Origin of the sequence: uncultured Amaricoccus sp., from assembly GCF_937858865.1 — a bacterium.
In the GTDB taxonomy this organism is placed as follows: domain Bacteria; phylum Pseudomonadota; class Alphaproteobacteria; order Rhodobacterales; family Rhodobacteraceae; genus Amaricoccus.
The window spans coordinates 1-12,612 of record NZ_CALLYO010000388.1 but is presented as its reverse complement, the minus strand read 5'-3'; the positions used below and the strand labels follow the sequence as shown (position 1 = coordinate 12,612).

Below are 12,612 nucleotides of genomic sequence, written 5' to 3'. Positions count from 1 at the left end.
TGGGCGGCAACGCCACATAGTGAACCCTGCCGTCCGTGCCATCGACGATCAGGTAGCCCTTGTCGTACAGCTCGTCGGCCAGGCCCTTGGTGGCGACGCGGCCGAGGATCGGGCGGGCGACGTCGCCGGTCAGCGCCCCGTCCGCGATCAGGAGCTCGTTCGCCTGGTGCCGGGCGAAGCCGGCCGCCTGCGCCACGCGCTCGGAGAAGTAGGTGAAGCCGCCCGAGACGAGCGCCGTCTCCGCCCCGAGCGCCGCCATGGTGGCGACCAGCGTGCGCGCGCCGGGGTTGAGCCGCACCCGCTCGGCGTAGCATTCCTCGAGCACGCCCGCCGGCAGGCCCTGCAGCAGGCCGACGCGGGCGGTCAGCGCCGCCTCGAAGTCGAGCTCGCCCCGCATCGCCGCCTCGGTGATCGCGGCCACCTCGGCCTTGAAGCCGGCGAAGTCGGCGAGCTCGTCGATGCATTCGACGCCGATGATCGTCGAATCCATGTCGGCGACGAGGATGCGCTTGCGCCGCCCCTCGGCCGGGACGATGTTGGCGTCGCACCCGGGCACCGCGAGGCCGTCCGGCACCGCGCCGGCGAAGGCGACCTCGACCGCGGTGTCGGCGAGCCGCCGCGCCTCGCCGCCGAGCGCGCGGGCGGCGGCGGTGGCGACGGCCTCGGGCACCCCGGCCGCCGCGGTCAGGACGAGAAGGCGCGGCGCCACGCCGGACGCCGGCTCAGACCGCGGCGCGGTGCGCCTGCAGGCGCTGGTGCAGCATCCCGGCGACGAGGAAGGCGAGCTCCAGCGACTGCGCGGCATTGAGCCGCGGGTCGCAGGCGGTGTGGTAGCGGTCGGAGAGATTCTCGTCCGTCACCGCCCGGACCCCGCCGGTGCACTCGGTCACGTCGCGCCCGGTCATCTCGAAATGCACGCCGCCCGGGATCGTCCCCTCGGCCTCGTGCACGGCGAAGAACTCGCGCACCTCGCGCAGCACCCGATCGAAGGGCCGCGTCTTGTAGCCGGTCGAGGACTTGATCGTGTTGCCGTGCATCGGATCGCAGGACCAGACGACCTTCCGCCCCTCGCGCTCGATGGCGCGGATGAGCCGCGGCAGATGCTCGGCCACCTGCCCCGCCCCGAAGCGGGCGATGAGCGTGAGCCGGCCCGCCTCGTTCTTCGGGTTCAGCCGGTCGACCAGGCGGAGGAGGTCGCTCTCGGCGATCGACGGCCCGCACTTCAGCCCGATCGGGTTCTGCACCCCGCGGCAGAATTCGACATGCGCCCCGTCCACCTGCCGCGTCCGGTCGCCGATCCAGATCATGTGGCCGGAACCCGCCACCGGCAGGCCGGTCGTCGAGTCGATGCGGCAGAGCGCTTCCTCGTACTCGAGCAGCAGCGCCTCGTGGCTGGTGTAGAAGTCCACCCGGTGCAGCGTCTCGCTGGTCTCCGGGCTGACGCCGGCGGCGCCGACGAACTCGAGCGCCTCGGAGATGCGGTTGGCGAGCTTGTGGTATTCCTCGTAGCCGGACTGCCCGGCGGTGAAGTCGAGCGTCCAGGAGTGGATCCGGGTGATGTCGGCATAGCCGCCCTGGCTGAAGGCGCGCAGGAGGTTCAACGTCGCCGCCGACTGGGTGTAGGCCTGCAGCATCCGCGCCGGGTCGGGCACCCGCGCCTCGGCCGTGAAGTCGAAGCCGTTGATGATGTCGCCGCGGTAGGAGGGCAGCTCCACCCCGCCGATCGTCTCGGTCGGCGCCGAGCGCGGCTTGGCGAACTGGCCGGCGATGCGGCCGACCTTCACCACCGGCACCCTGGCGCCGAAGGTGAGCACCACCGCCATCTGCAGCATCACCTTGAAGGTGTCGCGGATGTTGTCGGCGTTGAATTCGGCGAAGCTCTCGGCGCAATCGCCGCCCTGCAGCAGGAAGGCCTTGCCCTCGGAGGCGAGCGCCAGCTGCGCCTTGAGCTTGCGCGCCTCGCCGGCGAAGACCAGCGGCGGATAGGAGGCAAGCCGCGCCTCGGCCGCGGCGAGCGCGGCGGCGTCGGGATAGTCGGGCATCTGGACCCGCGGGCGCGATCTCCAGGCGGACCTGCTCCAGTCGGCGCACATGGCGATGTTCCTCCGGTGCGGCGTGCGTTCGCCGGTTCCATAGCCGAGCCGCCGGGTCTTGACCAGAGCCGTGCGAAACCCCTTGACCGCACGCGGGCCGGTGATCACCTGTTGCCATCATGTGCCCAGCCGACGCTTCAGCCGCCAAACGCGACGTCACGCAGGACCCCGCCCGGCCGGAGCGCTTCGTCTTCCTCCTGCTGGAGAATTTCACCCTCATCGCCTTCGCCGGTGCCGTCGAGCCGCTGCGCATCGCCAACCGCATGGCCGGGCGCACGCTCTACGAGTGGCAGGTGGCGACCGAGGGCGGCGGGCCGGTCACCGCCTCGAACGGGCTGGTGGTCGAGGCCGACACCGGCCTCGGCGAGCTCGGGCGCGAGACGGCGATCATCGTCGTCGGCGGCATCGCGGTGAAGCAGGCGATCACCCGGCCGGTGCTGACCTGGCTCCGCCGCGAGGCGCGGCGCGGCATGCCGGTCGGCGCGGTCTGCACCGGCGCCCAGGTGCTGGCCGAGGCCGGGCTGCTCGACGGGCGGCGCTGCACCATCCACTGGGAGAACCACGACAGCTTCGAGGAGGAGTTTCCCGACGTCGAGCTGACGCAGAACATCTACGTCGTCGACCGCGACCGCTGGACGGCGGCGGGGGGCGCGGCCTCGACCGACCTCATGCTCAGCCTGATCGCGCGGCGGCACGGGGCGGAGCTCGCCAACCTCGTCGCCGACCAGATGATCCACACCTCGATCCGCTCCGAGCGCGACGAGCAGCGGCTGTCGATCCCGACCCGGATCGGGGTCAGGAACCCCAGGCTCGCCACCGTCATCCACCGGATGGAGGCGCATATCGAGGAGCCGCTCTCGCCGATGGTGCTCGCCCGCGACGCCGGCATGTCGACGCGGCAGCTGGAGCGGCTGTTCCGGCGCTACCTCGGGCGGAGCCCCAAGCGCTACTATATGGAGCTGCGGCTGGCCAAGGCGCGCAACCTGCTGATGCAGACCGACATGAGCGTCATCAACGTGGCGCTCGCCTGCGGCTTCGCCTCGCCGTCGCATTTCTCGAAATGCTACCGGGCGCTCTACAAGACCACGCCCTACCGCGAGCGCGGGAGCGCGGAGGCGCCGGCAGGATGAGCGAGCGGGTGGTGATCGTCGCGGCCGCCCGCACGCCGATGGGCGGGTTCCAGGGCGCGCTCGCCGCCGCCGAGGCGCCGGAGCTCGGCGGCGCCGCCATCGCCGCGGCGCTGGCGCGGGGCGGGATCGGCGGGGCGGAGGTCGACGAGGTGCTGATGGGCTGCGTGCTGGCCGCCGGCCAGGGGCAGGCGCCGGCGCGGCAGGCGGGCTTCGCCGCCGGGCTGCCGGAGCAGGTGCCGGCGACGACGGTCAACAAGATGTGCGGCTCGGGGATGAAGGCGGTGATGCTGGCGCAGGATGCGCTCCTGGCCGGGAGCGCGCGGCTGCTGGTGGCGGGCGGCATGGAGAGCATGACGAACGCGCCCTACCTGCTGCCGAAGCTGCGCGCGGGCGCGCGGCTCGGGCATGCGGTGGCGCAGGACCACATGTTCCTCGACGGGCTCGAGGACGCCTACGACAGGGGGCGGCTGATGGGGAGCTTCGCCGAGGACTGCGCCAGCGCGTTCCGCTTCACCCGCGCGGCGCAGGACGAGTATGCGCTGGCCTCGCTCGGCCGGGCGCTGGCGGCGCAGGCGTCCGGCGCCTTCGCCGCCGAGATCGCCGCGGTGGGCGAGGTGACGGAGGACGAGCAGCCGGGGCGTGCCCGGCCGGAGAGGATCCCGACGCTGAAGCCCGCCTTCCGCAGGGACGGGACGGTGACGGCGGCGAATTCCTCCTCGATCTCGGACGGGGCGGCGGCGCTGGTCCTGATGCGCGAGGGCGAGGCGCGGGCGCGCGGGCTGCCTGTCCGGGCGCGGGTGCTCGGGCATGCGACGCACGCGCAGGCGCCGGCGCGCTTCCCGACGGCGCCGGTGCCGGCGGCGCGGAAGCTGATGGAGCGGCTCGGCTGGGCGGTCGGGGACGTCGATCTCTGGGAGGTCAACGAGGCCTTCGCGGTGGTGCCGATGGCCTTCATGGCCGAGACCGGCGTGCCGCACGAGCGGCTGAACGTGCACGGCGGGGCCTGCGCGCTCGGGCATCCGATCGGGGCCTCGGGGGCGCGGATCCTGGTGACGCTGCTGCATGCGCTCGAGCGGCACGACAGGACGACGGGCCTCGCCGCCATCTGCATCGGCGGGGGCGAGGGCGCCGCCGTGGCGCTGGAGCGCGTCTGATGCGGCCGGGACCGGAGACGCCGGCGGTGGTGAGCGGCGGGGCCTCGGGCCTCGGGGCGGCCACGGCGCGGGCGCTGGCGCGGCGGGGGGCGCGGGTCGCGATCCTCGATCTCAACGCCGAGCGCGGCGCGGCGGTGGCGGGCGAGGTGCACGGGCTCTTCTGCGCCGCCGACGCGACCGATCCCGAGGCGGTGGCCGCGGCGCTGGAGCGGGCCGAGGCGGCGCACGGGGTGGCGCGCATCGCCGTCGCCTGCGCCGGCATCGCGCCGGCCGGGCGCAGCGTCGACCGCGACGGGCGGCCGCACGATCCCGGCCTCTTCGCGCGGGTGGTCGCGGTCAACCTGATCGGCACCTTCAACCTCGCCACCCAGGCGGCGGCGCGGATGGCCGCGGCGCCGACGCTGAACGGCGACGGGGAGCGGGGGGTGGTGGTGATGACCGCCTCGGTCGCGGCCTTCGAGGGGCAGATCGGCCAGATCGGCTATGCCGCCTCCAAGGGAGGGGTGGCCTCGATGACGCTGCCCATGGCGCGCGATCTCGCGCGGTCGGGCGTGCGCGTGGTCTCGATCGCGCCCGGCCTCTTCCTCACCCCGATGCTCGAGGGGCTGCCCGAGGAGGCGCAGGCGAGCCTCGGCGGCCAGGTCCCCTTCCCCGCCCGCCTCGGCAGCCCGGACGAATACGCCGCCCTCGTGGTGCAGATCGCCGAGAACGCGATGCTGAACGGCTCGGTCATCCGCCTCGACGGCGCCATCCGCATGGGGCCGCGGTAGCCGTTCCGGCAGCCGCGTCGCTGCTAGAGGTTGACGATCTCGCTTCGCAGCGAATTCGCCAGGACGAGGACCTGCTCGCGCGCACCTTCGTCGACGGCGTGTCTTTCCAGCGTCGCGGCGATGTCCTCGACCGCCGCGGCAAACTCCGCGTCGGTGATGTTCATCCCGCGATGCGCGTCGGGCATCGAGCGTCCCTCGTACCGCTCGGGCCCGCCGCTCGCCGCGCCGAAGAAAGCGCGGGTGTGCAGCTTGACCGCGGCGACGACGTCCGGACGGTCGAGATACGGCAGGAACCGGTGCCGGATCAGCGGATTCCTGAGATGGGCTTCGACCAGATCGTCAACGATCGCGGATATGCCGGCCGCGCCGCCGAGATGTTCGTAGAGGATCCTTTCCATGCTCTCACCCTGTCATCCGAGGTTGACAAGCGCCGGCGATCAGACGGGAACCGACCGGGCCGGCACGGTAAGCGCCGATTATCCGGCGAAGCTCGGGCGCGACAACTTCAGGATCTGAAGCTAGACTGCGCTCGAGGAGCGGGGCCTGCCAGCATGGCGGTGAAGCGAGGCTACGGACAGTTCTGCCCTGTCGCTCTGGCCGCCGAGATACTGGCCGAGCGCTGGACACCGCTCGTCATCCGCGAGCTTCTTTGCGGAAGCGTGCGCTTCAACGAGCTGCAGCGCGGCCTGCCGCGAATGTCCTCGGCTCTTCTCGGGCAGCGTCTGCAGAAGCTGCAGCTCGACGGGATCGTCGAGCATCGGAAGAATGCGGCCGGCAGCTGGGAATACGTGTTGACCCCCTCGGGCCGGGAGCTCCGTCCCATCATCGAAACCATGGGAGCATGGGCGCAGCGCTGGCTGCGGCATGACCTCGTCAATCCGGCGAACCTTGATCCCGACCTGCTCATGTGGGACATCCGCCGCAACGTCGTGGCGCGATTTCCGAGCCACGGGCGTCGTTACGTGGTGGAGTTCGACCTGTCGGGCGTGCCGGTCCGCAAGCGCCGGTACTGGCTCGTCGCGGAGAAGGACTATGTCGATCTCTGCTACAAGCCGCCGGGATTCGAGGTGGACCTGTTCGTGTCTGCCGCGCTGGCGGTGCTGACACAGGTATGGCTCGGCCATCTTTCGATCGACGGGGCGCTCGCGGACGGTCGGCTTCGGCTGGATGGGGGGCGGAAGGACCTCTCCGCCTTTCGCGCCTGGTTCGTGCTCAGCAGCTTCGCCCCTTTCGGCGCGCAAGCCGCGGGCCAGCCGGAGATCGACCTTCGCTGAGCAGCGGTGAATGGCGGGGAGCTGTTCTCACAGGGTCAGCCGGTTGCCTGGAGCCGGCATCGTGCCCCTCGCTCAGGCGACCTGCACCCCTGCCCTGCCGGCGCCCAGCCGCCGCTCGACGAGGGCGGCGAGGATGACCGGGCCGCCGGGCCGGGTGGCGCCGCGGGCGGCGGCCACGAGGTCGGCGTCGCCGAGCATCTCGCCGACCGAGCCGAGGAACTGGGCGCAATAGGCGATGGTGTCGAGATCCCCCGCCGGCAGCGCCTCGCCGAGGAGCGAGCGGGCGCGGCGCATGTCGTCGGCGAGCGCCGCTCCGACCGAGGCGCGGCCGGCGAGCGCGAGCTCGCGCTCCTCGGGCGCGCGGCGGGTGGCCGCGTCGGGCAGCACCGAGAGGATGCGCTCCTGGAAAGCGCGAAGGCTCGCGATCGGCTTCTCGAGGCAGCCCGCCGCGCCCGCCTCGAGCGCCTCGGCCTGCCAGCTCGCCCGCTCGTGCCCGCTCATCGCCACGATCGCCCCGATCGGCGTCGAGGCCGAGGCGAGATGCCGGATGAGCGCGAGCCCGCTGCCGTCCGGCAGCCCGAGGTCGACGATGACGACGTTCGGCCGGTAGATCGCGAGATGCCGCCCGGCAGCGTGCAGGCTGTCCGCCCGGCGGACCCGCGCGCCGCTCTCGGCGGCGTAGAGGCGGATCGCTTCGGACGCGCTGCGGCTGTCCTCGACGAGCAGGATGGTGACGGCGAAGAGGCACTGCCGGCGCAGGCTGCCCAGCGCGCGGAGCTCGGCTTCCGGGTTGGTGGGAATCATGGGACCAAGGCACTCCAGCACGAAGGGAACGCCCCATTTGGACGGCGGTTTGGCTAAGAAGGCCTTAACGACGGGCATTGCGGGGCGCCGCGGCGGGGCTCCGGCCTATCCGGCTGAAACGGCTCGGAAAGCCGGTATGGAACGCGCATGGACTCCATATGGAACGCATATGGGTGTTTTCGCCGCGGACGGTTGACGGGCGGCAGGCGACGCGAGAGGGTCGCCGGGCTGCGGCAGGGAGGCGTGCGATGAGCGACTGGTGGCGCGGAGCGGTCACGTACCAGATCTATCCCCGGTCGTTCCAGGATTCGAACGGCGACGGGATCGGCGATCTCAGGGGGATCACCGGGCGGCTTCCCTATGTGGCCGATCTCGGGGTGGACGCGATCTGGCTGTCGCCGATCTTCACCTCGCCGATGGCCGACATGGGCTACGACGTCGCGGACTATACCGACATCGACCCGATCTTCGGCACGCTGGCCGACTTCGACGCCCTGCTCGAGCGGGCGCATGCGCTCGGGCTCAAGGTCATCATCGACCAGGTGCTGTCGCATTCGTCGGACCGGCATCCCTTCTTCGTGGAGAGCCGGTCGAGCCGCGACAATCCGAAGGCCGACTGGTACGTCTGGGCGGATCCGAAGCACGACGGGACCCCGCCAAACAACTGGCTGTCGGTCTTCGGCGGGCCGGCCTGGGCCTGGGACGCGCGGCGGCGGCAGTATTATCTGCACAACTTCCTCGCCGAGCAGCCGGACTTCAACTTCCACAACCCGGAGGTGCGGGCGTGGCTGCTCTCGACCATGCGCTTCTGGCTGGAGCGGGGGGTGGACGGGTTCCGGCTCGACACGGTGAACTTCTACTTCCACGACGCGCTGCTGCGCGACGATCCGGCCGACTTCCGCCGCAAGAGCGCGCCGGAGGTGAACCCCTACGGGATGCAGTATCATCTCTTCTCGAAGAACCAGCCGGAGAACCTGCTCTTCCTCGAGGACATGCGGCGGCTGCTCGACGAGTACGAGGCGCGGGCGATGGTGGGCGAGATGGGCGAGAGCCATCACGCGATCCGGATGATGGGGGAATATACGAGCGGCAGGCGGCTGCATAAGTGCTATTCGTTCGAGATGCTGGGAGAGCGGTTCGACGCGGGCCATTTCCGCGGGCAGATCGAGGACTTCTATGCCGGGGCGCCGGGGGGCTGGCCGACCTGGGCCTTCTCGAACCACGACGTGCGGCGGCACGTCTCGCGCTGGGCGCGGCACGGGGTCGGGCCGGAGGCGCTGGCCAAGCTCGCGGGGGCGCTGCTCTTGTCGCTCGAGGGGTCGATCTGCATCTACCAGGGGGAGGAGCTCGGGCAGACCGAGACCGAGCTCGAGCTCTTCGAGCTGACCGACCCGCAGGGCATCCGCTTCTGGCCGGAGCCGATCGGGCGGGACGGCTGCCGGACGCCGATGGTCTGGGACGGGGGAAACGCGTCGAGCGGCTTCTCCACCGGCAAGCCGTGGCTGCCGGTCAAGGCGCCGCAGGCGGCGCGGCACGTGGCGGGGCAGAGGGGCGATCCGGAGTCGGTGCTGGAATTCTACCGCAGGATGCTCCGGCTGCGGCGGGAGACCGAGGAGCTCCGGGTCGGGCGGACGCGGTTCTTCGACGTGGCGGAGCCGGTGCTGGCCTTCACCCGCGGGGGGACGGTGCTCTGCGTGTTCAACCTGTCGCCGGAGCGGCAGGAGGTGGTGCTGAAGGGCGGCGGGGCGATCGCGCTGGCGCAGGGGGCGGAGCACAAGGGGGAGCGGCTGGTGCTGCACCCGAACGGCTTCGCGATCATGGAGGCGACGGCGGGGACGGAGGTGGCGGACCTCGCGCCGGCCGCGCACGCGCCGGCACGCGTGCCCGGTGTGTAATGGCCTGAAATCATGCGTCTTTTTTTGCGTATAGACAACGTATAGACGGATCTGGCGCTTCAGCGGCGCCAGTTCTGCCCCTTGAAGTAGATGCGAACGATCTCGAGTTGCCGTTCCGAGAAATAGGCGAGGATCGTTGCCTGGCCCTCGTAGCCGAAGGTGCGGAGACCGGGATCGTCGCCCCGCGCCGTGCCGAGGATCGCGCCACCTTCCGCGATACGGCCGAGCCGGTCGAGAAGCCGGTCGGCGTACTCACGGCCGAACCGGCCTCCGGCTGATCTTCAGGCGCCGCGGCGTCACTCTTCGAGGCTGTCCCGGATCATCTGCCGGACCTCGTCCGGATCCAGGAGGTCAGCGCCGGCTTCGATCTCGCGGCGCATGGCATCGTGCTCGGCAACCATCTCGGCGTCGGAGGGCAGGCCCAGCGGGTCGAGATAGGTCGCCACGGCCCATTCGATCAGCTCGGAAACGGAGGCGAACTGACCGCTCGAGACCTCCGCCTCGATCTCCGCGAAGCGCTCCTCGCTGAGCGATATCCTGACCTCTTTCATCGCCTCCGCCTCCAGCCGTGGCGGGAGACTAGCACGGCCCGGGGCGGGCGTCACCGCATCGGGGTGCCGTTGGCGTCGAAGCGGTGGAGGTTTTCCGCCAGGGGACGGATGCCGATGGTGGCGCCCCAGGGGATGGCGGTCTTGCCCTCCTGGCGGACGAGGACCGGCTCCTCGGCGCCGACCTCGACGAAGAGGTAGTTGTCGGAGCCGAGGTTCTCGGCGTGGACGACCTCGCCCTTCCAGGTCGGGTTGTCGTTGTCGACGACGATATGCTCGGAGCGGATGCCGATGGTGTGGGCGCCGAAGCCGCGGGCGATCTCGCCGTTGAGGAAGTTCATCTTCGGGCTGCCGATGAAGCCGGCGACGAAGATCGAGTTGGGCCGCTCGTAGAGCTCGGTAGGGGAGCCGACCTGCATGACGATGCCGTCGCGGAGGACGCAGATGCGGTCGGCGAGCGTCATCGCCTCGACCTGGTCGTGGGTGACGTAGATCATCGTCACGTTGTCCATGGCGTGGTGGAGCTTGGCGATCTCGAGGCGGGTGGCAACGCGCAGCGCGGCGTCGAGGTTGGAGAGCGGCTCGTCGAAGAGGAAGACGCGCGGGTCGCGGACGATGGCGCGGCCGATCGCCACGCGCTGGCGCTGGCCGCCGGAGAGCTGCTTCGGGAGGCGGTCGAGCAGGTGGTCGATCTGCAGCAGCTTCGCCGCCTTCATCACCCGCGCCTTGATGTCGTCTGCGCCGGCCTTCTGCAGCTTCATGCCGAAGGCCATGTTGTCGTAGACCTTCATGTGCGGGTAGAGCGCGTAGGACTGGAAGACCATGGCGATGCCGCGCTTCGAGGGGGCGAGGTCGTTGACCCGCTCGCCGTCGAAGAGGAGGTCGCCCGAGGTGATGTCCTCGAGGCCGGAGACGAGGCGGAGCAGCGTCGACTTGCCGCAGCCCGAGGGGCCGACGAAGACCATGAACTCGCCCGACTCGATCTCGAGGTCGACGCCCTTGATGACGTCGACGGCGCCGTAGGTCTTGCGGACGTCGCGGAGCTGGATCTGTGCCATGGTCGGGGTTCCTTCAGCCCTTGACGCCGCCGGCGGTGAGGCCCGCCACGATCTTGCGCTGGAAGATCAGCACAAGGACGATGAGCGGCACGGTGACGATGACCGAGGCGGCCATGATGATCCCCCAGGGGGTCTCGTACTGGGTCGCGCCGGAGAGGAGCGCGATCGCGACCGGCACGGTGCGGGTCGCGTTCGACGAGGTGAAGGTCAGCGCGAAGAGGAACTCGTTCCAGGCGCCGATGAAGGCGAGAAGGCCGGTCGTCACCAGCGCCGGCCACATCAGCGGCATGAAGACGCGGGTGATGATGATCCAGGGGCTGGCGCCGTCGACGATCGCCGCCTCCTCGATCTCGATCGGCAGGTCGCGCATGAAGGTGGTCAGCACCCAGACGGTGAAGGGCAGCGTGAAGATGGTGTAGCTGAGCACGAGCGCCCAGGGGGTATTGTAGATGCCCAGCGCGCGGATGAGTTCGAAGAGGCCGGCGAGGACGGCGATCTGCGGGAACATCGAGACGCCGAGGATGGTGAGCAGGAGCAGCGCCCGGCCGCGGAAGCGGACGCGGGCCAGCGCGTAGGAGGCGGTCACGCCGAGGAAGAGGGCGACCGCGACGGTGAGGGTCGCGACGATGACCGAGTTGAGGATGTTGCGCGGGAACTCGCCCTGGCTGAAGACGCTGACGTAGTTCGACCAGTCGAACTGGGTCGGCAGGTAGTTGACCTGGAAGAGGGCGGTGCCGGTTTTGAAGCTGGTGATGATCGCGTAGTAGAAGGGGAAGACCGAGACGACGACGATCACGACGACGGCGAGGTAGAAGGCGCCGGACTTGACGAGGTTCATTGCTTCTCTCCCCCGAGGTCGACCTTGCCGAGCCAGATGTAGAGGATGACCGACAGCGCGATGATGAGGAAGAGCAGCGTCGACTGCGCCGAGCCGTAGGCGAACTTGTCGAAGTCGATCAGGTTCTCGCGGCTGATGACCGACATGGTCTTGGTGGCCGAGGAGTTCGGCGTCAGCACGTAGATGAGGTCGAAGATGCGCAAGGCGTCGAGCAGGCGGAAGATGACGGCGACCATCAGCGCGGGCTTCACCAGCGGCAGGGTGACGCGGAAGAAGACCTTGACCGGATGGATGCCGTCGATCCGTGCCGCCTCGTACATGTCGCGCGGGATCATCTGCAGGCCGGCGAGGCAGAGCAGCGCCATGAAGGGCGTCGTCTTCCAGATGTCGACGATGAGGACGGCGTACATCGCCGTGTCGACGTTCGCCGTCCAGGCGATCTTGTGGTCGATGAGGCCGAGGCTCATCAGCATGTCGTTGACCATGCCGAACTGGTCGTTGAAGAGCCAGGCCCAGAGCTTGGCGGAGACGATGGTCGGGATCGCCCAGGGGATGAGGATGGCGGCGCGGACGATCGAGCGGCCGGCGAACTCGGCGTTGAGCACGAGCGCGACCATGAGGCCGAGGACGGTCTCGATCGAGACCGAGATGATGGCGAAGCGGAAGGTGTTCCAGACCGCGTTCCACCAGGCCGGGTCGACGAGGGTGCCGCGCCAGACGGTGCGGCCGGAGGAGAGGGTGCGCCAGGTCAGGTAGTTGTCGAAGCCGATCCACTTGCCGGCGCCGAGGTTGGTGAGCGAGGTGTCGGTGAAGCTGAAGTAGATGGTGCGCAGGAGCGGCCAGGCGGCGACGAGGACGAGCGCGAGGATCATCGGCAGCAGGAAGATCCGGGCGGCGCGGACCCGTTCGGCCTGCAGCTCGGATCGCCTGGCCGGCCGGGCGATGCCGGCCGGGGGCGGAGGTGCGCTCATCGTCGTGCTGGTCACGCCCGAGCCTCCCTGCTCGACCCCTGCGGGCGGGCGCGCGCGGCGCCTGCCCGGCTTCTTCC

13 protein-coding genes are annotated in these 12,612 nt (G+C 70.4%); 5 read left to right on the top strand and 8 right to left on the bottom strand.

Annotated features, from left to right (window positions below; all coding sequences use genetic code 11):
* A partial coding sequence (locus Q0112_RS11375; RefSeq protein ID WP_297975366.1) for an HAD-IB family phosphatase occupies nt 1–709 on the bottom strand: 709 nt, incomplete at its 3' end.
* 13 nt (nt 710–722) lie between these two features.
* Complete coding sequence (locus tag Q0112_RS11370; RefSeq protein ID WP_297975363.1) at nt 723–2,093, bottom strand: class II 3-deoxy-7-phosphoheptulonate synthase; 1,371 nt, start codon at nt 2,091–2,093, stop codon at nt 723–725.
* A gap of 119 nt (nt 2,094–2,212) precedes the next feature.
* Here Q0112_RS11370 and Q0112_RS11365 point away from each other — a divergent pair, with 119 nt between their 5' ends.
* From Q0112_RS11365 to Q0112_RS11355, 3 genes are read left to right on the top strand one after another with little or no spacing between them, the layout of a single operon-like run.
* Nucleotides 2,213–3,223, top strand: coding sequence for a GlxA family transcriptional regulator (locus Q0112_RS11365; protein ID WP_297975361.1), 1,011 nt, complete (start codon nt 2,213–2,215; stop codon nt 3,221–3,223).
* Nucleotides 3,220–4,377: an acetyl-CoA C-acyltransferase gene (locus Q0112_RS11360; protein WP_297975358.1), complete on the top strand. Its 1,158-nt coding sequence runs from the start codon at nt 3,220–3,222 to the stop codon at nt 4,375–4,377. The genes Q0112_RS11365 and Q0112_RS11360 overlap by 4 nt, the downstream gene beginning before the upstream one ends.
* Nucleotides 4,377–5,147, top strand: coding sequence for an SDR family NAD(P)-dependent oxidoreductase (locus Q0112_RS11355; RefSeq protein WP_297975355.1), 771 nt, complete (start codon nt 4,377–4,379; stop codon nt 5,145–5,147). Before Q0112_RS11360 ends, Q0112_RS11355 begins: the two co-directional genes overlap by 1 nt.
* Before the next feature lie 23 nt (nt 5,148–5,170).
* Here the strand turns inward: Q0112_RS11355 and Q0112_RS11350 are convergent, their stop codons facing one another.
* The gene (locus Q0112_RS11350; protein WP_297975353.1) at nt 5,171–5,545 is read right to left on the bottom strand and encodes a group 1 truncated hemoglobin; all 375 of its coding nucleotides are present in this window, start codon (nt 5,543–5,545) and stop codon (nt 5,171–5,173) included.
* A 153-nt stretch (nt 5,546–5,698) separates the two neighbouring features.
* Here Q0112_RS11350 and Q0112_RS11345 point away from each other — a divergent pair, with 153 nt between their 5' ends.
* Nucleotides 5,699–6,421 carry a helix-turn-helix domain-containing protein gene (locus Q0112_RS11345; protein WP_297975350.1) on the top strand — a complete coding sequence of 241 codons (723 nt, stop codon included), beginning with the start codon at nt 5,699–5,701 and terminating at the stop codon, nt 6,419–6,421.
* 72 nt (nt 6,422–6,493) lie between these two features.
* On the opposite strand, the gene Q0112_RS11340 is transcribed toward Q0112_RS11345, so the two are convergent.
* A complete protein-coding gene (locus Q0112_RS11340) occupies nt 6,494–7,225 on the bottom strand; it encodes a response regulator (RefSeq protein WP_297975347.1) in 732 nt (243 codons plus the stop codon).
* 248 nt (nt 7,226–7,473) lie between these two features.
* Here Q0112_RS11340 and Q0112_RS11335 point away from each other — a divergent pair, with 248 nt between their 5' ends.
* Entirely contained in the window at nt 7,474–9,120 is a 1,647-nt protein-coding gene (locus tag Q0112_RS11335; protein WP_297975344.1) for an alpha-glucosidase, read from the top strand.
* A 296-nt stretch (nt 9,121–9,416) separates the two neighbouring features.
* Here Q0112_RS11335 and Q0112_RS11330 read toward each other — a convergent pair whose 3' ends face one another.
* The 4 genes from Q0112_RS11330 to Q0112_RS11315 are packed head-to-tail and all read right to left on the bottom strand — an operon-like array spanning nt 9,417 to nt 12,550.
* Nucleotides 9,417–9,671: a hypothetical protein gene (locus Q0112_RS11330; protein WP_297975341.1), complete on the bottom strand. Its 255-nt coding sequence runs from the start codon at nt 9,669–9,671 to the stop codon at nt 9,417–9,419.
* A gap of 50 nt (nt 9,672–9,721) precedes the next feature.
* Entirely contained in the window at nt 9,722–10,726 is a 1,005-nt protein-coding gene (locus Q0112_RS11325) for an ABC transporter ATP-binding protein (RefSeq protein WP_297975338.1), read from the bottom strand.
* A gap of 13 nt (nt 10,727–10,739) precedes the next feature.
* Nucleotides 10,740–11,564, bottom strand: a complete 825-nt coding sequence (locus Q0112_RS11320; protein WP_297975335.1) for a carbohydrate ABC transporter permease — start codon at nt 11,562–11,564, stop codon at nt 10,740–10,742.
* Complete coding sequence (locus Q0112_RS11315) at nt 11,561–12,550, bottom strand: carbohydrate ABC transporter permease (RefSeq protein WP_297975332.1); 990 nt, start codon at nt 12,548–12,550, stop codon at nt 11,561–11,563. The genes Q0112_RS11320 and Q0112_RS11315 overlap by 4 nt, the downstream gene beginning before the upstream one ends.
* Between the last annotated feature and the right edge of the window lie 62 nt (nt 12,551–12,612).